Here is a 23,299-nt window from a genome sequence, read left to right on the forward strand (position 1 = left end):
GGGTAGTTGCGAGGGGGTGTTTTAGCACCGCGCGAGACGCGCCAAACGTTCGCAGGATGTTGCCGGTGGCCTGGCTTATGTGTGGGGGCGAGCAGGCTCGCACCCACAAGGGGCAGGGAATTACTCGGCAGGCGGATTGAGCCTGGCTTCCAGCTCCGCGACTTTCGCTTCAAGGCTTTCCAGGCGTGCCCGGGTGCGGGCCAGGACGACCATCTGGCTGTCGAATTCTTCCCGGCTGACCAGGTCCAGCTTGCTGAAGCCGCTTTGCAGCAGGGCCTTGAACTGGCTTTCGATTTCGCTTTTGGGCAGCGGGGTGTCGCTGCTGAACAGGCGGGAGGCGTGGCCGCTCAGGGCGTCGAGGAGGTCTTTGGGCGCGAGCATGTAGGGAGTCCTTAAACTGATGGCGGGCAGTGTATCACGCAGTGTTCAGGCTCATTTATCCCGGTGCGGCGCACGCTTTTCGCGCATCGGTCCGTCTGTCGGCGCACCGTTATTGTGCGTATCTCTGGGCGCGCATTTCTGCAATGGCCTGGGTTTAAAGGCAAGGGATTGAAATCAGTGGTTTTTCTGGAGATGGCAAGCTTTCTGCTAAGGCTTGAGTAACCCATGCACTGATGCAGTCGCTGTGACGAATGCAGTGCGGCAGGCGAAACGGGGAGTTTCGTCGGCAGCGGTTAACTGGCGTCAGTCGGGCAGGTACGGCCGACGATGCGTTACAAAGCCAGGCACTGCGCTTAGACTTGAGTCGGGTTTGTTTTCCTGGGGCAAGTCCACCAATTCGGGAGAGAGTTTTCATGAAGCTAGTCACTGCCATCATCAAGCCGTTCAAACTGGATGACGTCCGCGAGGCACTGTCCGAGATCGGCGTGCAGGGCATTACCGTCACTGAGGTCAAAGGCTTCGGTCGGCAGAAGGGTCACACCGAGCTGTATCGCGGCGCGGAGTACGTGGTCGATTTCCTGCCCAAGGTGAAGATCGATGTCGCCATTGACGACAAGGATCTGGACCGGGTTATCGAGGCGATAACCAAGGCGGCCAACACCGGCAAGATTGGTGACGGCAAGATTTTCGTGGTCAATCTGGAACAGGCTATTCGCATCCGTACCGGCGAAACCGATACCGACGCGATCTAAGCCGCCACAACCCCAACGCCCCAGGAGAAAACAATATGACTCTGCGTAAATTCGCAGGGCTAGGAGCCCTGTTGTCCCTCGTAATGCCCAGCCTGGCCATGGCGGCAGACGAAGTGGCGGCTCCAGTCCTCAACTCCGGCGATACCGCCTGGATGCTGACCGCGACAGCCTTGGTGCTGTTCATGACCATTCCCGGCCTTGCGCTGTTCTACGGCGGCATGGTGCGCTCCAAAAACATTCTTTCCGTGATGATGCAGTGCTTCGCCATTACCGGTCTGATCAGCATCCTGTGGGTCATTTATGGCTACAGCATTGCGTTCGACACCGCGGGCATGGAGCAGGGCGTCGTCAACTTCAACTCGTTCTTCGGCGGCATGGGCAAGGCGTTCCTCGCCGGTGTCACCCCGGCGAGCCTGACAGGGCCGGCGGCACTGTTCCCTGAAGCGGTGTTCATCACCTTCCAGATGACTTTCGCCATCATCACCCCGGCGCTGATCGTCGGTGCCTTCGCCGAGCGGATGAAGTTCTCCGCAATGCTGATCTTCATGGGTGTGTGGTTCACCCTGGTGTACGCACCGATCGCGCATATGGTCTGGTCCGGCCCCGGTGGCCTGATGTGGGACTGGGGCGTCCTGGACTTCGCAGGCGGCACCGTGGTGCACATCAACGCCGGTATCGCCGGTCTGGTGGCCTGCCTGGTGCTGGGCAAGCGCAAGGGTTTCCCGACCACCCCAATGGCTCCGCACAACCTCGGTTACACCTTGATGGGCGCGGCCATGCTGTGGATTGGCTGGTTCGGCTTCAACGCCGGTTCCGCCGCGGCGGCCAACGGTACTGCCGGCATGGCGATGCTGGTAACCCAGATCGCAACCGCTGCCGCTGCCCTGGGCTGGATGCTGGCCGAGTGGCTGACCCACGGCAAACCTAGCGCCCTGGGCATCGCCTCGGGTGTGGTTGCCGGCCTGGTGGCCATTACTCCAGCCGCTGGCACCGTGGGCCCGATGGGCGCCCTGGTGATCGGCTTGTCGGCCGGCGTGGTGTGCTTCTTCTGCGCTACGACCCTGAAACGCAAAATGGGCTACGACGATTCCCTCGACGCCTTCGGCGTGCACGGTATTGGCGGTATTCTCGGTGCGATCCTCACCGGCGTATTTGCTGCACCGTCGCTGGGTGGCTTCGGCACCGTGACCGACATCGCTGCACAAGTCTGGATTCAGTGCAAAGGCGTGGGTTTCACGGTGATCTACACCGCGATCGTCACCTACGTCATCCTCAAGGTATTGGACGCCGTCATGGGTCTGCGCGTGACCGAAGAGGAAGAGGCAGTCGGCCTGGACCTGGCACAACACAACGAGCGCGGCTACAACCTGTAAGCAGGCGCCGAAAAAAACTTGCCCGGCTTGCCGGGCATTTTTTTGTTCTGGATTTGTCACTCAGGCCTAGGCTGAAAGGATTTTTCTGACAGCTTTGCCGGGGTTTTCCGCAGCGGTTTTTCCAGGGGCGATGGCTTACAGCATGGCGCGAATATTAGGGTCTTTGTTTTTTCCCAGAGCGCGCTAGAATGCGCCCCGAACGTGCGGAGAACTGTATGTGGCAACAGACTCTGATTACCCTGCGGGCCAAGCCCCGGGGCTTTCATCTGGTAACGGACGAGTTACTCGCCGGCCTGCCCGAACTCAAGGCATGCCGGGTCGGTCTGTTGCACTTGTGGCTGCAGCATACCTCGGCGTCGTTGACCATCAACGAGAACGCCGATCCGGCGGTACGTCGCGACTTCGAACGGTTTTTCAACCGGTTGATCCCACAAGGCGCAACCGGTTATGAGCATAACGACGAAGGCCTGGACGACCTCCCGGCGCACTTCAAGGCCAGTTTGCTAGGCTGTCAATTGAGTTTGCCGATCACGGCGGGCCGATTGGCGTTAGGTAGCTGGCAAGGTGTTTATCTGGGCGAGCACCGAGATCATGGCGGTGCTCGTAAAGTCCTCGCCACCGTGCACGGTGAAGGGGCATAAACCGCTGGTTACCAGTGGATTTTGAATTTTTTCTGGCAGTCGTCGACAGACGACGAAGCTGGGCTATAACTAATCTGCTTTTCGCAAGTCATGAGGTAGAACATGAGCGACGATGATCTGGAAAACGACGACCTCGAAGTAGGCGACGAAGACGAGGCCGAAGAAGGCCTTGAAGCTGCGGCGGAAGACGTTGCTGACGACGATGGTGGCGACGATACGCCGGCCCCGACCGCCAAAGGCAAGGCCAAGGCTGCGGTGTCGGTAGACGAGCTGCCGAGCGTTGAAGCCAAGAACAAGGAGCGTGATGCTCTGGCCCGTGCGATGGAAGAGTTCCTGGCCAAAGGCGGCAAGGTTCAGGAAGTCGAGGCCAACGTGGTGGCCGATCCACCAAAGAAGCCTGATAACAAGTACGGCAGCCGGCCTATCTAAGGGTCTGCACTGTGTTTGCTGAAAAAGCCCGCCGTCGCTGCGGGCTTTTTTATGGGTGGTGGTGGGTGGATCCGTTGCTGCGGTAACGGCTGCTTAGGGTTTCGCCCTTACGTGAACTGCCCTCCAATCCCCCGTAGCAGCTGCCGAGCCCGCGAGGCTGCGTTCGAAGACGCAGTCCTTGTCACCGTCAATACCACAAGCAGAGGCTTAACGCAGCTCCGACCAGCGTGCCAGCAACTCCGGCAGTTCTGTCAGGCAACGAATCTCAGCATCCGGTGCCTGGTCTGCTTCCCATGCCTTGCCCGCCGGGTTGAACCAGATTGCGCGCAACCCCGCTTGTTGGGCCCCGGCGATGTCATCACCGGGATGATCGCCGACATGCACCGCATTGGCGGCAGTGGTTGCACCGCGCTGCAGGGCTTCGTGGAACAGGCGGGCATCGGGCTTGGCGATGCCGATGTCTTCGGCGCACAGGGCAAACTTGAAGTAATCGGCCAGCCCCAGGCGGCGTACGTCGGCGTTGCCGTTGGTGACCACGCCCAGGGCATAGCGGTTGCGCAGGATCTCCAGTGTCGGTTGCACCTCGGGGAATATCTCGAGCTGGTGCCGTGCGTGCAGGAAGACTTCGAAGGCCTGTTCGGCAAGTTCGCTTGCCTGTGGGTGGGCGTAGCCGGCTTCTTCCAGGGCGTGCAGCAACACCCGGCGGCGCAAGGCGCTGATGCGATGTTTGAGCTGCGGTTCGAGGCCCAGTACCCGTTCACGGATGGCCCACAAATGCTCGACCGGCAAGGCGCCCAGGACCGGCGTGTGCTCGGCCAGCCACTGGCGCAGTACGGCTTCCGCGCTGACGATCACCGGGGCGGTGTCCCACAGGGTGTCGTCGAGGTCGAAGGTGATCAGTTGGATTGTCATTGCTCATCGCCCTTGATGCGTTTGGCCCGAGGGTGGGCGCTGTCGTAGACCGTGGCCAGGTGCTGGAAGTCCAGGTGGGTGTAGATCTGGGTAGTCTTGATGTCCGAGTGGCCAAGCAACTCCTGCACGGCGCGCAAGTCTTGGGAAGACTCCAGCACGTGGCTGGCGAAGGAGTGCCTGAGCATGTGCGGGTGCAGGTTCTGCCCCAGCTCCCGCTCGCCTGCGGCCTTGACCCGAAGTTGCACGGCGCGTGAACCGAGGCGTCGGCCTTTTTGGCTGACGAATAGCGCATCGTCCGGCGGATTGGCCAGGGCGCGCAAGGGCAGCCAGCACTCGAGGGCCTCGCGGGCTTTCCTGCCGATGGGCAGCACCCGGGTCTTGCTGCCCTTGCCGAGCACTTGCACCAGGCCATCCGCGAGGTCGAGCTGGTCGAGGTTCAGGCCGGTGAGCTCCGACAGACGCAGGCCACTGGAGTAGAACAGCTCGAGAATCGCCTGGTCGCGACGGGCCAGGAAGTCGTCCTCGACGGCCCCTTCGAGCAGTTGCAGGGTGCGGTCGGTGTCGAGGGTCTTGGGCAGGCGTCGCTCGCCTTTGGGCGGGGCCAGGCCGTTGGCCGGGTCGTGGTCGCACAGGCCTTCGCGGTTCAGGTAGTGATAGAGCCCGCGCACGGCCGACAGCAAGCGCGCCAGGCTGCGCGAGGACTGGCCCTGGGCATGCAGACGCGCGACCAGGCCGCGCAGGCGCTGGATGTCCAGCGCGCTCCAACTGCCGATGTGCAGTTTCTCGCAGTGTGCCAGGACCTTGTTCAGGTCACGGCGGTAGGCTTCAAGCGTGTGCGGCGACACCTGACGCTCACTGCGCAGGTGCTCGCAGTAGGCGTCCAGTTGCCGTTCCATGGTCAGCGCACCGAGCGCAGGGTGCTGTTGACCCGTGGCAATACGCGGCCCATGACTTCGGCGATGTAGCTGAGGAACAGGGTGCCTACCGAGCTCTTGTAGTGCTGCGGATCGCGGCTGGCGATGGCCAGCACGCCATGCAGGCCCTGGTGACTGATGGCAACCACGGCCGTGGAGCCGATCTGCAGGCGTTGTTCTTCGCCAAACAGGAAGTCCAGTTCATGCTCGCGCAGGGTGCCGCTGACGCTTTTGCCTTCGGACAGCAACCCGCCAATGGCCTTGTGCGCTTCGGCGTCGCTGACCCAGCGGCCGACCGGCAAGGGCTCGTCGCTGAACAGGATCAGGCTGACAAAGGGCACCTGGAAGTCCTGGCGCAGGCTGTCTTCAACACTGATGACCAGGTCATCCAGGCTGTTGGCGTCCATCAGGGCGAGGATCAGGCGGCGGGTCTTGTCGAACAGCCGATCGTTGTCGCGGGCGACATCCATCAACTGCGAAAGACGGTGGCGCATCTCGATGTTGCGTTCGCGCAGGATTTTCATCTGCCGCTCGACCAGCGAGATGGTATCGCCACGCTGGTGCGGTATGCGCAGGGCCGGGAGCAGTTCTTCGTGCTCGACGAAGAAATCCGGATGAGCCTCAAGGTACGCGGCAATCGCCGCCGCCTCCAGGCTCTCGGAAGGGCATTCGTCGGGCTGCGGGGCTGGAACCTTGGGCTGATCAGTCATGGATTTAGCTCACTCAAAGACGCACTTGTCCTTCGTATACGCGTACTGCCGGACCGGTCATCATCACCGGTTGGCCAGGACCTGCCCATTCAATGGACAAGCGCCCGCCGGGCAGGTCGATCAATAGCGGCGAATCCATCCACCCCTGGCTGATCGCGGCCACTGCAGCGGCACAGGCGCCGGTACCGCAGGCCTGGGTTTCCCCGGCGCCCCGCTCCCAAACGCGCAACTGCGCACGATTGCGGTCGATGACCTGGAGGAAACCGACGTTGACCCGTGCCGGAAAGCGCGGGTGATGTTCGATCTTCGGCCCCAGTGCATGCACCGGCGCGTTGTTGATGTCGTTCACGCGCAGCACGGCGTGCGGGTTGCCCATGGACACCGCGGCCAACTCGACGGTCTGGCCGTCGACCTCGACCGGGTAGCTGTTGGCTTGCGCGTCGGCCTGGAACGGAATGTCCGCTGGCACCAGGCGTGGTGCCCCCATGTTGACGCTGATCTGACCGTCATTGCGAATATCGAGTTCGATTATGCCGCTCTTGGTCTCGACGCGGATCTGGCGCTTGGCCGTCAGGCGCTTGTCCAGCACAAAGCGGGCGAAGCAGCGCGCGCCATTGCCGCATTGCTCCACTTCGGAACCGTCGGAGTTGAAGATCCGGTAACGGAAATCCACCTCCGGGTTGCTCGGTGCTTCGACGATCAACAACTGATCGAAACCGACACCGGTGTGGCGGTCGCCCCATTGCTTGGCGTGCTTGGGCAGAATGTGCGCGTGCTGGCTGACCAGGTCGAGGACCATGAAGTCGTTGCCCAGGCCGTGCATCTTGGTAAAACGCAGCAGCATGGGGTTACTCCGGCAGCAGGCTTTCGCCAGCAAACAACTCGGCTACCGTCTCGCGGCGACGCACTTCGAATGCCTGATCACCGTCCACCAGCACTTCGGCGCAACGGCCGCGGGTGTTGTAGTTGGAACTCATGACAAACCCGTAGGCACCGGCCGAATGCACGGCCAGCAAGTCGCCTTCTTCCAGCGCCAGTTGACGATCCTTGGCCAGGAAGTCACCGGTTTCGCAGATCGGGCCGACGATGTCGTAGGCGCGTGCCGCAGTGTCGCGTGGGCGCACGGCCGTGACGTCCATCCAGGCCTGGTACAGCGCCGGGCGGATCAGGTCGTTCATGGCCGCGTCGACGATGGCGAAATCCTTGTGTTCGGTGTGCTTGAGGTACTCGACCTGGGTCAGCAGCACGCCGGCGTTGGCGACGATGAAGCGGCCCGGCTCGAACACCAGCGCCAGGTCGCGACCGTCGATACGTTCGCGCACGGCCTTGATGTAGTCGGCAGCCAGCGGTGGCTCCTCATCGCGATAACGCACACCCAGGCCGCCACCCAAGTCGATGTGGCGCAGGTAGATCCCGCAATCGCTGAGGCGGTCGATCAGCGCCAGCAGGCGGTCGAGGGCATCAATGAAGGGGGGCAGGGTGGTCAGTTGCGAACCGATGTGGCAATCGACGCCGACCACTTCCAGGTTCGGCAGTTGGGCGGCGCGCACATAGACGTCTTCGGCGTCGGCGATGGCGATGCCGAACTTGTTTTCTTTGAGGCCGGTGGAGATGTACGGGTGGGTGCCGGCATCGACGTCCGGGTTCACGCGCAGCGAGATCGGTGCACGCACACCCAACTCGGCGGCCACCACTTGCAGGCGCTCCAGTTCGTCGGTGGACTCGACGTTGAAGCAGTGCACGCCGACTTCCAGGGCGCGGCGCATGTCGTCGCGGGTCTTGCCCACGCCGGAGAATACGATCTTGTCGGCCGCACCGCCTGCAGCCAGGACCCGTTCCAGCTCGCCACGGGAGACGATGTCAAAACCGGCGCCCAGGCGCGCCAGGACATTCAGTACGCCCAGGTTGGAGTTGGCCTTGACCGCGAAGCAGACCAGGTGCGGGGTGCCAGCCAGGGCATCGGCATACGCCAGGTACTGGGCTTCGATGTGCGCACGGGAGTAGACATAGGTGGGGGTGCCAAAGCGCTCGGCGATGGCGGACAAGGCAACACCTTCCGCGAACAGCTCACCGTCACGGTAGTTAAAAGCGTCCATGATGTTCCCTTAGTAGGTGCTGTTGCTGTTGCTGTGTTCGTGCGCTTTGGACTGCGACGATTTGGCCTGTTCATCTGCAGGCTTGCTGTCATCGGGCAGGTACAGCGGGCCTTTTTGACCGCAGGCCGATAACAGGCAGGTAAAAGCGACGAGCGAAGCGAGCGCAGCAAGGGAAGAGATCAGGCGCTTCATGGCGAAATCCTTGAGAATGCGTTAATTGCGCCGGAGTATACCGGCCACCCGGCAGCTTGCCTATGCGACGGGCCACCCGTCCGGCGGGCCTTTGCCCGTGGCTTGCGATCGAGCAGACAATGGCAGGCGGTTATTGGTCCACCTTGCCCGGTGCTTGGTCGGTATCCTTTGCAATCGCCGGGGCGCGTCCGTATCTTGCGGCGCTTGAGCGTAAGTAGACACTTTTTGAGGTTGCCGCAATGAGTTTGACTGAAGCCCGTTTCCACGACCTGGTCGATGCCACCCAGCAGACACTGGAAGATATTTTCGACGACAGCGGCCTGGATGTTGATCTGGAAAGTTCGGCTGGGGTCCTGACCGTCAAGTTCGAAAGCGGCAGCCAGTTGATCTTCAGCCGCCAGGAGCCACTGCGCCAGTTGTGGCTGGCAGCGGTGTCCGGCGGGTTCCACTTCGACTACGACGAAGAAAGCGAGCGCTGGATGTGTGACAAGAGCGAAGAGCAGCTGGGCGAAATGCTCGAGCGCATCGTCAAGCAGCAAGCCGATGCCGAGCTCGACTTCGAAGGTCTCTGACAGCGTGACCGAACCTGCCCCCGTTCGTGCGCCCAAGCCGCTGTACAGTAATGTCAGCCCGGCCGTGCCATCGCCCTGCACCAATGTCTGCCGGCTGGATGAGGAAAAAGTCTGCAAGGGCTGTTTCCGCCATGTCGAAGATATTCGTGAATGGCGTTCGGCGGACGATGAACGACGCCGGGTGATTTGCGCCCAGGCGCACAATCGCCGCGCCCACGTCGCTCGGTAGGCGCCACCTGCCGCGACCGGCTTGTATATTTTTTGAGCTGTGATAGTGTCCGGTTACGCCTCAACCCATCGAGGCGCGTGAAAACCCCGCCTGTTTTATGGCGGGGTTTTGCTTTTTTCGTGCAGAAGAAAGGAGTCTGCCTGAATCATGACCGTACCTTCCATCACTCTTACCCGTCTGGACGTACAACGTCTGGAGCGCCTGATCGACAGCCTGGATGACACGCTGCCGGGCGTGATCGCGCTGCAAACCGAACTGGATCGCGCCGATACTCTGGTCGGTCACGATGAGGTGCCTGCCGATGTCGTAACCATGAACTCGCGTGTTCATTGCCGTGAAGAAAGCGGCGGCAAGGACTATCACCTGACCCTGGTCTACCCCAAGGACGCGAATGCCGATGAAGGCAAGATTTCCATTCTTGCGCCGGTCGGCAGTGCACTGCTGGGCCTGAAGGTTGGCCAGCACATCGACTGGCCAGCACCGGGTGGCAAGACCCTGAAGCTGACCCTGCTCGAAGTCGAGAACCAGCCAGCCAATGGCGGCGATTTCTCCCTCTGAGAAGGCTTCAAACCTGTTCGAGCGCCTTGTTCAAAGCGCGCTCCAGGTCTGCCTTGTAGCGCAGGTACAGATTGCTCGAGCCGGGGCTGTCAGCCAACAGTCCTGACAGATCCAGGTCGGTGATATAGCAGCGATAGGGCTGCATCTCCCGGCGACGCCCGACTATCTCCCGCGCCACCACGGCAAACAACTGATCGCCGTACTCCAGTTCGCTGTACTCCCGTTGATTGCAATACAGGGTGACCTGCACCTTCCCCGGCGCAGCTTTGCCGACAATCGCCTGCACGTCATAGAACGGCCTGTCGGCGGGGATCTGCGGTGCTGGCTGCGGCTCTACCCGGCGGGCCCGCCCCGTGCCCGCGGGCAGTAACTGGTAGTAGTGGATGTCCAGCTGCGGCAGTGGCTGCGTGGCGTCCATGGGCAGCATGGCGTCGCGGCGAAACAGGATCGACTGCACGAACCGCTGCAGGGGCACCAGCAGGCTGTTGTCATCGTGATAGGGCTGGCGCTGGTACCACAGGGCGTTGAACTCATCCAGCACATACAGCTCGGCCCCGCTGTCGCCGACGCGGTAGAACACTTGAATGCAGCCGGGCTGGCCCATGGGCAGGATCAGCGCCAGGTCGTGTTCTTCCAGGGCCATTGGGTCCAGGTGCAGCGGGCTGTAGGCGGTCTGTTCCTGGCCCAGGTAATCGAGCAGGGCGGGCAGGGTGCCCAGGGCCATATGCCGGACCTGGCCGGGTACCAGCTCCAGCACGTGGTAGTGCTGCTGGACCTGGATCAGGTAGCGCTGGTTGAGGTCGCTCAGCAACAGGTGCTGCGCGGTGTCGAAGATCTCCTCGACCCGCCGGGCAATGAACTGTGCGCGGTTGTGGCAGAAGCACTGGACCCGCAGGCGCGGCTGCCGGGGGCCTTGGGGCAAGTGGTTGAGGTAATCGCGCAGGCAGTCGAGCAGGGCGTGGGGCCCGTCATGACGATTGACCAGCACTTCATTCCAGCTGTTGAGCGTGACCTGGTCGAGGGTCAGTACCAGGTTTTCACGGACCCCGGCATAACTCAGCGAGTCGGTGCGCTCGGTGGTCATCAGGATGTTCAGGTCGCGGTGATGCTTGAGCGGGTCGATGCCCACGTTCACCAGAATCAGCACCTCGGCTGGCTCGATGGCACGCAGCAGTTGCTCCTCGTCGACGCTGGCCAGGGGCAGGGCGATGGTCTGCTGCAGGCTGCCCAGCAGGTTGAACAGCTCGAACTCACTCAGGTCGCTGTTGCCTGGGTGCAGCGCCAGGCGCGTACTGCTGTCGATCACGCCGTTTCGGTGGCACCAGGTCAGCAACTCGAGGAGGTGGCTGCTGCGTTTGAGCGGCGCGAAGTGTTCCCACTCCAGGTTACCCAGGCTGCCGTTGTACAGGCCCCAATGGGTCTGCCCGGGGGCTTTTTTGTTGGCCGACTGCACCAGCGTCAGGGTGTCTTCGGCCAGGTCCGGGGCAATGCCCGGGTTGATGAACTCGACCTTGTCGGCCTTGCGTTCGAAGGCCGCATAGAGCCGGCGGCCGAGTACATTGAGGTCGCGTTTGTTGATCAGGCTGACGCTGCGTTCAGTGCGGGCAAACTGGCTGAGGAAGCGATAGCTGTAGTTGAGCTCGTTGACCAGGGCCCGACGCTCGGCACTGACCTGGCGGACCTTCCACTGGCTGCGGCTGTCGAGCAATGCCAGTTGTCGATGGTCCCAGCGCCACTCCTCGGCCAGCCGTTGCAGGAGCTGGCTCTGCCAGCGGCTGTTGCGTTGAGCGCTGGTGCCGGTGAGCTTGCGGTTGACCTTGAGGTACAAGGCGCGTCGCACCAGCTCCAGGCGTTCCGTTTCGCCCCGGGCGTTGAGGTATTGCTCGATACGGCGGTACACCATGATGTAGGGGTCGAGTTCGTCCAGCTCCAGGCGGTTGGCGAACACCGCTTGCTTGAAGCGCAGGCTCAGGCATTCGACCTGCGGATGCTCGCTGGCGTAGACCTCGATCAGCAGCAGTTTGAGCACCGACTTGTAGGGCGATTCGATGCCTTTGAACAGTTGCCAGAGCCCGGCGCCGATGAATTCCCCGGGCGGAATGTGCGCCAGGTGACCGAGGTCGAGGGTCTCCTCGGCGCGCACAAAACGCTTGGACAACAGGGTGTGGGTGTACAGCTCGTAGCCGGGTTCTTCATACACCGGCACCAGCCACCAGATTGGCGTGCGCCCGGCGAGCCAGATCGCAGTGCGATAGAACTCGTCCAGCAGCAGATAGTGCTGGCTGGTGCCGCAGTCTTCTGAGCTGAGCTGGCTATCGCGCTCGCCGCGGACAAACCGCTGTGGCTCGATCAGGAAACAATGGGCCTCGGCGCCCTGGCTGGCGGCCCAGGCTTCGAGCAACTGAGCCTTTTTTCCCAGTTCAGCGAGTTCGTCCGCGCGAAGGTCCGGGGCGTGGCAGATCCACAGGTCCATATCGCTCTGATCGGCCTGGGCCAGGGTGCCGAGGCTGCCCATCAGGAACAGACCGTGAATCGGCTGTGGCGGGTTGCCGCGACGGGCCTTGTAGGAAAAGGATCGGGTCAGGCGCTGCGCTTCCGCGAGGGTGCTGGCATCAGGTTCGAAATTCGCCACGCCGGCGGGGGTGCTGCTCGAGACGTAGCCTGGCAACAGGGGATGATTGACATGGAAAAACAGCGGCAGCAGCTTGAGGACCATTTGCTGGCGCGGTGTTAACCCTTCCATGGCCCGGGCCATGCGGCCGTTATTGAGCGTGAGGAAGCGTGCGCGCAACTGGCTGAGAACCTTGCGATCGATTCCCTCGTCCAGGTCGGGGCGGATTTCATGGGTGCGGGTCATGTCAGCTCAAACCGGCTCGCAGTCAACGAACGTGGGAAAGTTTCAGGTGCTGGGGCAGTCTACAGCCTCGCGCACAGGACTTTTAAGCTGATTGTTGATTTCTGGCGCCAAACATCTATCGGTTGGCGACAGTCTGCCCGCGGAAATCCCGATGCAGGGGTTCCCGTGGGCGATACCGGTGTCGCTATGCGGTTTCTTCGACGGACAGGATGGTCAGTACAGTCTGCACATTCTGCGCGGCGTCACGCCCCAGGCTGGTCAGATACCCGCCATCGGGTTGATCGATCAATTCTTTTTCGAACAGGCGTTGTGCGGCAGCAATAGCTTTCGGGGCAGCGGTCTGATGAATTTTCAAACCTTCCTGGGAACTGTCCAGGTTGAAGAGTGCAAGGATTTCCAGTTCGGCAACCAGCTCAGGGGTAAGCGACATAAGGACTCCAGACTTTCTAGGAATATGACTGTAGCGCCCCTAAGGTGAACGCACTCGGGCGAGCTGTCCAGTGTTGGCTGCGGGCTTTTCGCCCGCCCGGGTGATTCTTATTTCTTTTCCGGCGGCAGCTCGGGTAGGGCACGCAGGGCAGCTTCGTACCACTGGGTGTCGAACGCGCGGTCTTCTTCGAGGATCGCGTCGATTTCCACCGCCAGCACGTGGGCCATCAGGCTGAGGATTTCCTCGCGCTCGTAACCCACCAGGGTCAGTTTGTTGAAGGTGGCTTTGGCTGCGGGCGGGTTGTCGCTTGCGATCTGGTTTTCGATGGCTTCGACCAGGGTGTTCTCGGCGAACTCTTCGTCGTCGATGTCGTCGTTCGTATTGGTGTCGGGGGTCAGCTCGCTCATGGCAGGCTCCTCAAGGTAAGGCCAGCAGTTTACCTGCATTCAGCGCCGTGATGCTGCTGGCGAGAGTGCCCCTGAGGATCTATAACAGTCGCTGCCAACCCCCTGCACGGCCTGGAGGCTTTGTGATGCTCAAGCTTTATGGTTTTTCCGTCAGCAATTACTACAACATGGTCAAGCACGCCTTGCTGGAGAAGGGCCTGGCATTCGAGGAGGTCGCCTTTTATGCCGGTCAAAGCCCGGAGGCGTTGGCGATCAGCCCGCGCGGCAAAGTGCCGGTGCTGGGGGTCGAACAGGGATTTATCAACGAAACCAGCGTGATCCTGCAGTACCTCGAAGACACCCAGGGAGGCACTGTGCTGTTACCCAAGGCGCCGTTCGAGCGGGCCCAGGTGCTGGCACTGGCCAAGGAAATCGAGTTGTACATCGAACTGCCGGCCCGCGCGTGTTTCGCCGAGGCGTTTTTTGGCATGCCGGTACCTGACGCGATCAAGGAAAAAGCCAAGGGCGAGCTGCTGCTGGGTATTGCGTCCCTGGGGCGGCACGGCAAGTTTGCTCCCTACGTGGCGGGTGACAGCCTGAGCATCGCCGACCTGTACTTCTTGTACAGCGTCAGCCTGGCCTGTGCGGTGGGGAAAAAACTGTTCGAGCTGGACCTGTTGGCAGAGCTGCCGGCGGCCAGGGCATTGCTGGAGCGCTTGCAGGAAACGCCGATTGCGCAGCGCATCAATACCGACAAAGAGGCGGGGATGCCTGCATTTTTGGCGATGATCGCTTCAAAAAAGTGAAGCTTTCGCTGGCGAGCCGCAAGCGGGCGTCGCCAGCGAAGCTTCCAGCGATTTAGCGACTGGCCAACAGCGCCTGGCCGCGAATCACCGCCGCCTTCACCTGAGCCGGTGCAGTGCCGCCAATGTGGTTACGGGCATTGACCGAACCTTCCAGTGTCAACACGGCAAATACGTCCTGCTCGATCTGGTCGCTGAACTTGCGCAGCTCTTCCAAGCTCATTTCCGCCAGGTCCTTGCCACTTTCCACGCCGTACTTCACGGCGTGACCGACGATTTCGTGGCAGTCACGGAACGGCAGGCCGCGGCGTACCAGGTAGTCGGCGAGGTCGGTCGCGGTGGAGAAACCGCGCAGGGCCGCTTCACGCATGATGGCGTGTTTTGGCTTGATCGCCGGGATCATGTCGGCGAAGGCCCGCAGCGAGTCGCGCAGGGTGTCGGCAGCGTCGAACAGCGGTTCCTTGTCTTCCTGGTTGTCCTTGTTGTAGGCCAGGGGCTGGCCTTTCATCAGGGTCAGCAAGCCCATCAGTGCGCCGAACACCCGGCCGCTCTTACCGCGCACCAGTTCCGGAACGTCGGGGTTTTTCTTTTGCGGCATGATCGAGCTGCCGGTGCAGAAGCGATCAGGCAGATCGATGAACTGGAACTGCGCACTGGTCCACAGCACCAGTTCTTCGGAGAAGCGCGACAGGTGCATCATGGCGATGCTCGCGGCGGCGCAGAATTCGATGGCGAAGTCGCGATCCGAGACGTTGTCCAGCGAGTTGCCGCCCACGGCGTCGAAGCCCAGCAGTTGTGCGGTCAGCTCGCGGTCGATCGGGTAGGTAGTGCCAGCCAGCGCGGCGCTGCCCAACGGCATGCGGTTGGTGCGCTTGCGGCAGTCGACCAGGCGCTCGTAGTCACGGCTGAGCATTTCGAACCAGGCCAGCAGGTGATGTCCGAAGGTCACTGGCTGCGCGGTCTGCAGGTGCGTGAAGCCCGGCATGATGGTCTCGGCTTCGCGCTCGGCCTGCTCCAGCAGGCCTTTTTGCAGGCGAGTGATTTCAGCCAGGATCAGGTCGATCTCGTCGCGTAGCCACAGGCGGATATCGGTCGCTACCTGGTCGTTACGGCTGCGGCCGGTGTGCAGCTTCTTGCCGGTGACGCCGATGCGGTCGGTCAGGCGCGCTTCGATGTTCATGTGCACGTCTTCGAGGTCGATGCGCCAGTCGAAGGTACCGGCCTCGATTTCACCCTGGATGGTGCGCAGGCCGTCGATGATGCTGTCGCGCTCGGCGTCGGTCAGCACGCCGACCTTGGCCAGCATGGTGGCGTGGGCGACGGAGCCCATGATGTCGTGGCGATACAGGCGCTGGTCGAAAGTGACGGAGGCGGTGAAGCGGGCGACGAAGGCGTCGACGGGTTCACTGAAGCGGCCGCCCCAGGACTGATTGGTCTTGTCAGTGCTCATGAATTCGCTCGTGATCGGCTGAAGGAGAATGGCGTAAAAACCTGCGGCGGATAATAACAGGGTTGCCAATCGTGTCGTTGACGCTGGTCGATACGTTTTTTCCTGATGGAGGGCCATACTCAAGAGGTCGCCGCCACGAATGCGCAACGATATTTGTCAATTGCCCACTTTTGGCACGGCGAGCGTCTACAGTTGCACGTTAGGAGCCGCGCGAACGATACGCGCAGGGCTCAGACGCCAGGCCGAAAACCAACGAGCGGGGTGTTCATATTGGCTACCAACATTCCCTGCGGTGATGCCTGGCCAGGACTGATTTTGAACGCGTCTGCACCGGCACCGATAAATATTGCTGTCCGACGTGCGGCACTTTTTGGCGCTCGCGCTAGTCTTAGCGTGGATCGCGGTGACGGATGTCACTTCACCTGTCTACGCTATCCTTGTGCGAGACTCACGCAGGAATCCAGCGCAATATGAATGTCCTGATCGTTGATGACGAACCCCTAGCCCGCGAGCGCCTGAGCCGTATGGTCGGCGAACTCGAGGGATACAGTGTCCTGGAGCCCAGCGCCACCAATGGCGATGAGGCGTTGACCCTGATCGACAGCCTGAAACCTGACATCGTGCTGCTCGATATCCGTATGCCCGGCCTGGACGGGCTGCAAGTCGCTGCCCGCTTGTGCGAGCGTGAAACGCCACCAGCGGTGGTGTTCTGCGCAGCCCAGGATGAATTTGCCATTGAGGCCCTGCAAGCCAGCGCAGTGGGTTACCTGGTCAAGCCGGTGCGTTCGGAGCAACTGCTCGAAGCCCTGAAAAAGGCCGAGCGGCCCAACCGGGTACAGCTCGCGGCTCTGACCCGCCCGGCGGCCGAAAGCGGCAGCGGGCCACGCAGCCATATCAGCGCCCGTACCCGCAAAGGCATCGAGCTGATTCCGCTGGGGCAAGTGGTCTATTTCATTGCCGACCACAAATACGTGACCTTGCGCCACGAAGGCGGCGAAGTGCTGCTGGATGAACCCCTCAAGGCCCTCGAAGACGAATTTGGCGACCGTTTCGTGCGCATCCACCGCAATGCGCTGGTGGCCCGCGAGCGTATCGAGCGTCTGCAACGTACGCCACTGGGGCATTTCCAGCTGTTTCTCAAAGGCCTCAACGGCGATGCGCTGATTGTCAGCCGGCGCCATGTCGCCGGTGTACGCAAGATGATGCAACAGCTGTAGAGCGTGTCGGGCAACGATTACGCGGCCTTTTCGCGGGCAAGCGAGGCCAGGGAGGCCGCGCTGTTTCTGATACAAGTCAAAGCGAATTTGGCTGAGCTGTTATTATCCGCCGTATCTATTCAGTACGGATTGATCCATGTCCCCTCGCGAAATCCGCATCGCTACCCGCAAAAGTGCCCTGGCCTTGTGGCAGGCCGAATACGTCAAAGCTCGTCTGGAGCAGGCTCATCCCGGCCTGATCGTGACGCTCGTGCCCATGGTCAGTCGCGGCGACAAGCTGCTTGATTCGCCCCTGTCGAAGATCGGTGGCAAGGGCTTGTTCGTCAAGGAACTGGAAACCGCGCTGCTCGAAAACGAAGCCGACATTGCCGTGCACTCGATGAAAGACGTGCCCATGGACTTCCCCGAAGGCCTGGGCCTGTTCTGCATCTGTGAGCGCGAAGACCCGCGCGATGCCTTTGTCTCCAACACCTACGCCAGCCTCGACGCGTTGCCCAAGGGCAGTGTGGTCGGCACTTCGAGCCTGCGTCGCCAGGCGCAACTGCTGACCCGTCGTCCGGACCTGCAGATCCGCTTCCTGCGGGGCAACGTCAACACGCGCCTGGCCAAGCTGGATGCCGGCGAGTACGACGCGATCATCCTCGCCGCCGCGGGGCTGATTCGCCTGGGCTTCGAAGACCGCATCAGCGACTCGATCAGCGTCGACGACAGCCTGCCGGCCGGTGGCCAGGGCGCCGTGGGCATTGAATGCCGCAGCGCCGACAGCGAGATTCACGCGCTGCTGGCGCCTCTGCATCACCAGGACACTGCTACCCGGGTCACTGCCGAGCGCGCCCTGAACAAGCACCTCAATGGTGGCTGTCAGGTACCGATCGCCTGTTACGCCGTGCTTGAAGGCGAACAGCTGTGGTTGCGTGGCCTGGTCGGCGATCCGAACGGTGGCCTGTTGCTCAGTGCCGAGGCCCGTGCGCCGCGCGCCGCTGCCGAGGCCTTGGGTGTGCAAGTGGCCGAAGACCTTCTGCGCCAGGGTGCCGATGACATTCTGAAAGCGGTCTACGGTGAGGCAGGTCACGAGTGACCGGCTGGCGCCTGCTGCTGACGCGTCCGGCAGAGGATTCGGCGGCACTGGCGAGCCTGCTGGCCGAACAGGGGATTTTCAGCAGCAGCTTGCCGCTTTTGGAAATGGCACCCCTGGCATTGACTGACACAATGCGTGCGGTGATCGACGGTTTCGACCGTTACTGCGCGGTGATAGTGGTCAGCAAGCCGGCGGCCAAAATGGGCCTGGCCCTGCTCGAGCAACGCTGGTCGCCGTTACCACGCTTATCGTGGTTCAGCGTCGGCGCGGCGACGGCCCAGGTCCTGCAGGCACACGGCCTGGACGTCAGCTTTCCGCTGGAGGGCGATGACAGCGAAGCATTGCTGCAGGTCAGGCAGTTGCGTGAGGCGATCGCGCAGCCCGCCGCGCGCGTGTTGATCCTGCGCGGCGAGGGTGGGCGCGAGCTGCTGGCTGAGCGTTTGCGCGAGCAAGGTGCTAGTGTCGATTACCTGGAGGTGTACCGTCGCGACTTGCCGCAGTACGCCGAGGCGGCCTTGCCGGAGCGGATTCAAGCGGAACGCTTGAACGGCCTGGTGGTCAGCAGTGGACAGGGTTTTGCGCACCTGCACCAAATGGCCGGTGATGCCTGGCCGGCGTTGGCGCAGTTGCCCTTGTTTGTGCCGAGCCCGCGTGTCGCCGAGATGGCACGGGCGGCAGGCGCCCGAACAGTTGTGGATTGTCGTGGTGCCAGTGCCACGGCCTTGCTAACGGCGTTGGGAGCAACCCGACCCGTTCTCTAATGCAAAGGATGGATACGTGAGCGAAACAGCCTTGCCTAAAGATGACGTCCAGCCCGCGCTCGAGGCGCCGGTTGAAACTGTGAACAGCCCAGAGCCACGCCGGGGTAACGGGCTGGCGATTCTGGCGTTGTTGGTGGGCGCCGCGGGCGTGGCCGTTGGCGGCTGGGGCGTCTGGCAGATGCGCAGTCTGCAGGCCAACACCCAGCAACAAGTGGCGCAATTGCAGGCACTGAGCGACCAGGCGCAGGGCCTCAAGCTCAATGAGCAACGCCTGACGACACGCCTGGAGCAATTGCCGGGCGCCGACGAACTGGACGCCCGGCAGCGCCTGGTCACCCAGTTGCAAGGCGACCAGCAGCGCTTGAACCAGCGATTGGAAACCGTGCTGGGGGCCAGTCGCAAGGACTGGCGTTTGGCTGAGGCCGAACATTTGTTGCGCCTGGCCAGCCTGCGTTTATCCGCCCTGCAAGACATCAGCAGCGCCCGGGCATTGGTCCAGGGTGCTGACGAAATTCTTCGTGAGCAGAATGACCCCGGTGCCTTTGCGGCCCGCGAGCAGCTCGCCAAGAGCCTGGCAGCGTTGCGCAGCACCGAGCAGCCGGACCGCACCGGGTTGTTCCTGAAGCTGGGGGCCTTGCGTGACCAGGTCGCCGAGCTCACCGAACTGGCGCCCGAGTACCACGACCGCGGCGACTCGCTGCTCGGCCTGACCGCCGATGGCGATGGCGCCAGTCGCTGGGCGCAGTGGTGGGATCAAGTCTCGCGCTACATCCGCATCGATTTTAATGCCGACAAAAACATCCGTCCGTTGCTTGCCGGCCAGAGCCTGACCCAGGTCCGCCTGGCCTTGAGCCTGGCGATCGAGCAGGCGCAATGGGCCGCGCTCAACGGTCAGGCGCCGGTCTACAGCCAGGCGCTGACCGAGGCACGGGATGTGCTCAAAGGCAGCTTCAATCAGGACAACCCGCAAAGCCAGGTGATGCTTGAACAGCTCAACGAACTGAGCCAGCAGCCGGTTACGGTGCTGACCCCTGATCTGGCGACCACCTTGAGCGCGGTCCAGGGTTATCTGGAGCGGCGTAACGTGAATGCCGAGGAGTCGGTCAAACCTGCAGCCAAGGCCGCTGCGGGCGCTACGCCGGAGACCAGCCCATGAAACGTCTCTATGTGATTGTGTTCCTGGTGATCGCCGCCGCTGGCGCTTTGGGGCTGGCGATTGCCCAGCACTCTGGGTACGTACTGATCGCCTACAAGACCTTCCGTTATGAGTCGAGCCTGTGGGCGACCTTGCTGCTGGTCGCGCTGATCTGGCTGGTGCTGTGGGGGATCAAGGCCCTGGTCGAGTTGGTGGCGGTCTCCAGCGGTGTAGTCAACCCCTGGTCGAACCGCAACCGCAGTCGGCGGGTTCAGGTGGCGATCGAACACGGTCAGCTGGATCTCGCCGAAGGCCGCTGGGCGAGCGCCCAACGCCACCTGCAGCGGGCCGCCGAAGCCGAGCGCCAGCCGCTGCTCTACTACCTGGGTGCTGCCCGGGCAGCCAATGAGTTGGGGCGCTATGAAGAAAGCGACAACCTGCTGGAGCGCGCCCTGGAGCGCCAGCCCCAGGCCGAGTTGGCGATTGCCCTGAGCCACGCGCAATTGCAGACCGACCGTGGCGATACCGACGGCGCCATGGCCACGCTGCTGGCCATGCACGAACGTCATCCCCACAGTGTTCAAGTGTTGCGCCAATTGCAGCGCCTGCATCAGCAACGTGGCGACTGGTCCTCGGTGATCCGCCTGTTGCCCGAGCTGCGCAAGGACAAGGTCTTGCCGGCCAGTGAACTGGCTGAGCTGGAGCGGCGGGCCTGGGGTGAAAACCTGACCCTGGCGGCGCGCCAGGAAGAGGGTGGGGCCGTGGGCTTGCAATCGCTCAATCGCGCCTGGCAGCAACTGACTTCGGCCCAACGCCAGGAACCACAACTGGTGCTGGCCTATGCCGAGCAGTTGCGTCAGCTGGGCGCCGAGGTCGAAGCCGAAGAGGTCCTGCGGGCAGCCCTCAAACGTCAATACGACAGCCACCTGGCGCGCCTGTATGGGTTGTTGCGCGGTAGTGATCCGGCGCGCCAGTTGCAGACTGCCGAGGGTTGGCTGAAGCAGCACCCCGACGATCCGAGCCTGTTGCTGACTCTCGGCCGCCTGTGTCTGCAGACCAGCCTGTGGGGCAAGGCGCGAGACTATCTGGAGAGCAGCCTGCGTCTGCAGCGCAATCCGGAAGCCTGTGCCGAGCTGGCGCGGCTGTTGGCTCAACTGGGTGATACCGACCGCAGCAATCAACTCTTCCAGGAAGGGCTGGGGCTGCTGGATGAGCGCCTGTTGGCTTCACCGTTACCGGTTCCCGTTCGCGCGTAGGATGGGGTCAGGCAGGGCCGTCCAAAAGGGGCGGACCTGCCGTGTCACGAAGGCCGGATTACACCTCGATCTTCGCGCTGTAGGCGCAGTCTTACAGTGGGCTACATGGAGTCCTGCTGCGGCTGTTGGCATTTCCCTGCGTTCTTGTCGAAGTCTCCACGCACCCCCGCCTTGAAAGGCCTCAGCGCTTTCCTCTACCGTAATGGCCTGTCCCTTCTTCTACGGATAAGCCATGTCTTTGGCCTGCTCACGCTCCTTGTTCTTCATGGCGTTCCTTGCTGGTGCCATGGCCTTGGGCGCTTCGTATTATCTGGAGTACGCCATCGGCCTCGAGCCTTGTGGCCTGTGCATGCTGCAGCGGGTCTGTCTGCTGCTGTTCACGCTGGTCTGCATGAGTGCTGCCTTGCATGGCCCCCAGCGCCTGGGCAGCGTCGTGTACTGGCTGGCGGGCCTGACCTGTGCCGTTGCGGGCACGGCCATCGCGTGGCGCCAGGTGCTGTTGCAAAGTGACCCGGTCAAGCAATTGGTGGCCTGTGCGCCAGAAACCCTGGGCTATTCACCCGACACTCCGTTGTTGTGCCTGCTCAAGCGAATGTTCAATGGTACTGTCGATTGTGCGCATATTTCCTGGTCGCTGTTCGACCTGAGCATCGCTGAGTGGAGCCTGATGTTTTTTGTCGCGGTGCTGATTCTCGCCACTTACCAAACTCTGCGACTGGTCTGGTATGCCTGTCAGCGACCGTCCAGCGGCGAGTCGTCGCACCCGGGCTGGACAACGGATTAAACACTTGTATGAACTTTATCTCCTGCGTACCTTGAAGCAGTTGGCGTGCGAGCATAATCTGGCCCGCACGTGTCATTGGATTCATGTTGCTCGATGGTGCCTTGCCTGGCCGAACCTTGATCCTCAAGTCTTGCGGCCAGCGCGGGTGGCATTACCCAAAAGGGAAGAGAGATCACCATGCTCGAAAGTTGTCAGAATGCTCAGGAACGCTGGGGTGGAGTGCACCTGCTGATCGATCGCTGGTTGCAGGAGCGTCACGAGCTGGTTCGGGCCTATGATGCTCTCGGTGCCAAGCCCGAGGCGCTGGGCGACAATCGACAGCCTTTACAGGAGTTCTGCGGGGTCCTGGTCGACTACGTCTCTGCCGGCCATTTCGAGATCTACGAACAGCTCACCGGTGAGGCCAAGGCGTTTGGCGACAAGCGCGGTCTGGAGTTGGCTGAAACCCTCTACCCACGCATCGACGTCATCACTGAAAAGCTGCTGGCGTTCAATGATCTGTGCGATGCCGGCAAGTGTGTTGCCGAGAAGTTCAAGGAGCTGGGTGGCTTGCTCCACGAGCGCTTCGAACTGGAAGACTGCCTGATCGAAGTGCTGCACACCGCCCACAAGGAAGAGGCTCCGGCACAAGCCTGAACCTTGAGCGGTTGGTAACCTCCAAAACGGTGCGCATGGCGCGCCGTTTTGCGTTTTCGCGGATTGATCAGCCGGAGACGCCGAGCAGCTCCACTTCAAATACCAAGGGTGTAAACGGGGCGATCAGGTCTGCGGCGCCGTCGGCACCATAGGCCTGTGCCGAAGGAATCACCAGGCGCCATTTTGCCCCCACCGGCATTTGCTGCAGGGCGGTGCGCCAACCACGAATCACGCTGTCGAGACTGAACCATTGTGGCTGCTCGTTCTGATCGAACACCGTGCCGTCGGGTAGCCTGCCAATGTAGCGAACCTGGACCTTGCCATGGGGGCCGGCCTTGGCGCCGCTGCCGGCAACTTGTTCGGTCAGCAGAATGCCGTCCGCCAGTTCGCGCACGCCCAGGCGGGACTTTTCGCTAGCCAGAAAACGCTGCTCCGTTTGCAGGGCAACTTCACTTTGCGGTACGCCTGGCCGCTCGCTCATTCGTGCTTCGTGCTCGGTCAGGATCCGCTCGATCTGCTGGTCGTCGAGCGCCAGCGGCTTGCCTTGATAGGCCTGTTGCAAACCTTCGATCAGCGCCTGGATCTGCAGGTTGGGAGCCTCCTGGCGCAGGCGTTCACCCAGGCTCGCACCGAGGCTGTAGGCGAGATCATGAGCCTCATCCCCAGGTTTTTTTTCAGCAGCCTGCGCCATTGAAAAAATCAGGCACAGGGGTAAAAAAAGCAGACGCGACATGAGCATTCTCCAGC

General features: G+C 62.0%; 27 protein-coding genes. 15 read left to right on the forward strand and 12 right to left on the reverse strand.

The window, feature by feature from the left end; translation table 11 throughout:
* Nucleotides 1-120 precede the first annotated feature (120 nt).
* Nucleotides 121-381, reverse strand: a complete 261-nt coding sequence (locus tag ACM6IP_RS07365) for an accessory factor UbiK family protein (protein ID WP_414861220.1) — start codon at nucleotides 379-381, stop codon at nucleotides 121-123.
* A gap of 413 nt (nucleotides 382-794) precedes the next feature.
* Between ACM6IP_RS07365 and glnK the strand changes: the two genes are divergently transcribed.
* From glnK to sutA, 4 genes are all read left to right on the forward strand, one after another.
* Nucleotides 795-1,133 carry a P-II family nitrogen regulator gene (gene glnK / locus ACM6IP_RS07370; protein WP_095164831.1) on the forward strand — a complete coding sequence of 113 codons (339 nt, stop codon included), beginning with the start codon at nucleotides 795-797 and terminating at the stop codon, nucleotides 1,131-1,133.
* 35 nt (nucleotides 1,134-1,168) lie between these two features.
* Nucleotides 1,169-2,506, forward strand: coding sequence for an ammonium transporter (locus ACM6IP_RS07375; protein ID WP_095164829.1), 1,338 nt, complete (start codon nucleotides 1,169-1,171; stop codon nucleotides 2,504-2,506).
* A gap of 215 nt (nucleotides 2,507-2,721) precedes the next feature.
* Complete coding sequence (locus tag ACM6IP_RS07380) at nucleotides 2,722-3,147, forward strand: secondary thiamine-phosphate synthase enzyme YjbQ (protein WP_095164827.1); 426 nt, start codon at nucleotides 2,722-2,724, stop codon at nucleotides 3,145-3,147.
* Between the two features lie 102 nt (nucleotides 3,148-3,249).
* Complete coding sequence (sutA, locus tag ACM6IP_RS07385) at nucleotides 3,250-3,576, forward strand: transcriptional regulator SutA (protein WP_095164825.1); 327 nt, start codon at nucleotides 3,250-3,252, stop codon at nucleotides 3,574-3,576.
* Nucleotides 3,577-3,783: 207 nt separating this feature from the next.
* Here the strand turns inward: sutA and ACM6IP_RS07390 are convergent, their stop codons facing one another.
* The 6 genes from ACM6IP_RS07390 to lptM are packed head-to-tail and all read right to left on the reverse strand — an operon-like array spanning nucleotide 3,784 to nucleotide 8,400.
* Nucleotides 3,784-4,488 (reverse strand): HAD family hydrolase, encoded by a 705-nt coding sequence (locus tag ACM6IP_RS07390; RefSeq protein WP_159998560.1) that lies wholly within the window; start codon nucleotides 4,486-4,488, stop codon nucleotides 3,784-3,786.
* Complete coding sequence (gene xerC / locus ACM6IP_RS07395) at nucleotides 4,485-5,384, reverse strand: tyrosine recombinase XerC (protein WP_095164821.1); 900 nt, start codon at nucleotides 5,382-5,384, stop codon at nucleotides 4,485-4,487. The genes ACM6IP_RS07390 and xerC overlap by 4 nt, the downstream gene beginning before the upstream one ends.
* 2 nt (nucleotides 5,385-5,386) lie before the next feature.
* Nucleotides 5,387-6,112: a DUF484 family protein gene (locus tag ACM6IP_RS07400; protein WP_095164819.1), complete on the reverse strand. Its 726-nt coding sequence runs from the start codon at nucleotides 6,110-6,112 to the stop codon at nucleotides 5,387-5,389.
* A gap of 13 nt (nucleotides 6,113-6,125) precedes the next feature.
* Nucleotides 6,126-6,956, reverse strand: coding sequence for a diaminopimelate epimerase (gene dapF / locus ACM6IP_RS07405; protein ID WP_095164817.1), 831 nt, complete (start codon nucleotides 6,954-6,956; stop codon nucleotides 6,126-6,128).
* A gap of 4 nt (nucleotides 6,957-6,960) precedes the next feature.
* A complete protein-coding gene (gene lysA, locus ACM6IP_RS07410) occupies nucleotides 6,961-8,208 on the reverse strand; it encodes a diaminopimelate decarboxylase (protein ID WP_095164815.1) in 1,248 nt (415 codons plus the stop codon).
* A 9-nt stretch (nucleotides 8,209-8,217) separates the two neighbouring features.
* Nucleotides 8,218-8,400: an LPS translocon maturation chaperone LptM gene (gene lptM, locus ACM6IP_RS07415; RefSeq protein WP_095164813.1), complete on the reverse strand. Its 183-nt coding sequence runs from the start codon at nucleotides 8,398-8,400 to the stop codon at nucleotides 8,218-8,220.
* 239 nt (nucleotides 8,401-8,639) lie between these two features.
* On the opposite strand from lptM, the gene cyaY reads away from it, so the two are divergent.
* From cyaY to rnk, 3 genes are all read left to right on the forward strand, one after another.
* The gene (gene cyaY, locus ACM6IP_RS07420; protein WP_095164811.1) at nucleotides 8,640-8,972 is read left to right on the forward strand and encodes an iron donor protein CyaY; all 333 of its coding nucleotides are present in this window, start codon (nucleotides 8,640-8,642) and stop codon (nucleotides 8,970-8,972) included.
* Nucleotides 8,973-8,976: 4 nt separating this feature from the next.
* The gene (locus ACM6IP_RS07425; protein ID WP_095164809.1) at nucleotides 8,977-9,201 is read left to right on the forward strand and encodes a DUF1289 domain-containing protein; all 225 of its coding nucleotides are present in this window, start codon (nucleotides 8,977-8,979) and stop codon (nucleotides 9,199-9,201) included.
* A 147-nt stretch (nucleotides 9,202-9,348) separates the two neighbouring features.
* Nucleotides 9,349-9,759 carry a nucleoside diphosphate kinase regulator gene (gene rnk, locus ACM6IP_RS07430; protein WP_095164808.1) on the forward strand — a complete coding sequence of 137 codons (411 nt, stop codon included), beginning with the start codon at nucleotides 9,349-9,351 and terminating at the stop codon, nucleotides 9,757-9,759.
* Nucleotides 9,760-9,766: 7 nt separating this feature from the next.
* On the opposite strand, the gene ACM6IP_RS07435 is transcribed toward rnk, so the two are convergent.
* The 3 genes from ACM6IP_RS07435 to ACM6IP_RS07445 all read right to left on the reverse strand — a co-directional run bounded on the left by ACM6IP_RS07435 (nucleotide 9,767) and on the right by ACM6IP_RS07445 (nucleotide 13,453).
* Nucleotides 9,767-12,616 carry a class I adenylate cyclase gene (locus ACM6IP_RS07435; protein WP_414861221.1) on the reverse strand — a complete coding sequence of 950 codons (2,850 nt, stop codon included), beginning with the start codon at nucleotides 12,614-12,616 and terminating at the stop codon, nucleotides 9,767-9,769.
* A 184-nt stretch (nucleotides 12,617-12,800) separates the two neighbouring features.
* Nucleotides 12,801-13,046 (reverse strand): TIGR02647 family protein, encoded by a 246-nt coding sequence (locus ACM6IP_RS07440; RefSeq protein ID WP_095164804.1) that lies wholly within the window; start codon nucleotides 13,044-13,046, stop codon nucleotides 12,801-12,803.
* A 107-nt stretch (nucleotides 13,047-13,153) separates the two neighbouring features.
* Entirely contained in the window at nucleotides 13,154-13,453 is a 300-nt protein-coding gene (locus ACM6IP_RS07445; protein ID WP_414861222.1) for a hypothetical protein, read from the reverse strand.
* 125 nt (nucleotides 13,454-13,578) lie between these two features.
* On the opposite strand from ACM6IP_RS07445, the gene ACM6IP_RS07450 reads away from it, so the two are divergent.
* The gene (locus tag ACM6IP_RS07450; RefSeq protein ID WP_414861223.1) at nucleotides 13,579-14,238 is read left to right on the forward strand and encodes a glutathione S-transferase; all 660 of its coding nucleotides are present in this window, start codon (nucleotides 13,579-13,581) and stop codon (nucleotides 14,236-14,238) included.
* A 52-nt stretch (nucleotides 14,239-14,290) separates the two neighbouring features.
* Here the strand turns inward: ACM6IP_RS07450 and argH are convergent, their stop codons facing one another.
* Entirely contained in the window at nucleotides 14,291-15,685 is a 1,395-nt protein-coding gene (gene argH / locus ACM6IP_RS07455; protein WP_095164800.1) for an argininosuccinate lyase, read from the reverse strand.
* Between the two features lie 470 nt (nucleotides 15,686-16,155).
* On the opposite strand from argH, the gene ACM6IP_RS07460 reads away from it, so the two are divergent.
* The 7 genes from ACM6IP_RS07460 (at nucleotide 16,156) to rsd (ending at nucleotide 22,552) form a co-directional block, all read left to right on the forward strand.
* Nucleotides 16,156-16,902, forward strand: a complete 747-nt coding sequence (locus tag ACM6IP_RS07460; protein ID WP_095164799.1) for a LytR/AlgR family response regulator transcription factor — start codon at nucleotides 16,156-16,158, stop codon at nucleotides 16,900-16,902.
* 136 nt (nucleotides 16,903-17,038) lie between these two features.
* Nucleotides 17,039-17,980 carry a hydroxymethylbilane synthase gene (gene hemC / locus ACM6IP_RS07465; protein WP_095164797.1) on the forward strand — a complete coding sequence of 314 codons (942 nt, stop codon included), beginning with the start codon at nucleotides 17,039-17,041 and terminating at the stop codon, nucleotides 17,978-17,980.
* Nucleotides 17,977-18,741 (forward strand): uroporphyrinogen-III synthase, encoded by a 765-nt coding sequence (locus ACM6IP_RS07470; protein ID WP_159998544.1) that lies wholly within the window; start codon nucleotides 17,977-17,979, stop codon nucleotides 18,739-18,741. The genes hemC and ACM6IP_RS07470 overlap by 4 nt, the downstream gene beginning before the upstream one ends.
* A 16-nt stretch (nucleotides 18,742-18,757) precedes the next feature.
* Complete coding sequence (locus ACM6IP_RS07475; protein WP_401127026.1) at nucleotides 18,758-19,897, forward strand: uroporphyrinogen-III C-methyltransferase; 1,140 nt, start codon at nucleotides 18,758-18,760, stop codon at nucleotides 19,895-19,897.
* Nucleotides 19,894-21,132, forward strand: a complete 1,239-nt coding sequence (locus ACM6IP_RS07480) for a heme biosynthesis protein HemY (RefSeq protein WP_095164791.1) — start codon at nucleotides 19,894-19,896, stop codon at nucleotides 21,130-21,132. The genes ACM6IP_RS07475 and ACM6IP_RS07480 overlap by 4 nt, the downstream gene beginning before the upstream one ends.
* 232 nt (nucleotides 21,133-21,364) lie before the next feature.
* On the forward strand, nucleotides 21,365-21,916 hold the full coding sequence (locus ACM6IP_RS07485; RefSeq protein WP_414861224.1) for a disulfide bond formation protein B: 552 nt from the start codon (nucleotides 21,365-21,367) through the stop codon (nucleotides 21,914-21,916).
* Between the two features lie 177 nt (nucleotides 21,917-22,093).
* Entirely contained in the window at nucleotides 22,094-22,552 is a 459-nt protein-coding gene (gene rsd / locus ACM6IP_RS07490) for a sigma D regulator (protein ID WP_095164787.1), read from the forward strand.
* 67 nt (nucleotides 22,553-22,619) lie between these two features.
* On the opposite strand, the gene ACM6IP_RS07495 is transcribed toward rsd, so the two are convergent.
* A complete protein-coding gene (locus ACM6IP_RS07495) occupies nucleotides 22,620-23,285 on the reverse strand; it encodes an FKBP-type peptidyl-prolyl cis-trans isomerase (protein ID WP_414861225.1) in 666 nt (221 codons plus the stop codon).
* Between the last annotated feature and the right edge of the window lie 14 nt (nucleotides 23,286-23,299).

The organism is Pseudomonas sp. IT-P176, assembly GCF_949767245.1.
GTDB lineage: Bacteria > Pseudomonadota > Gammaproteobacteria > Pseudomonadales > Pseudomonadaceae > Aquipseudomonas.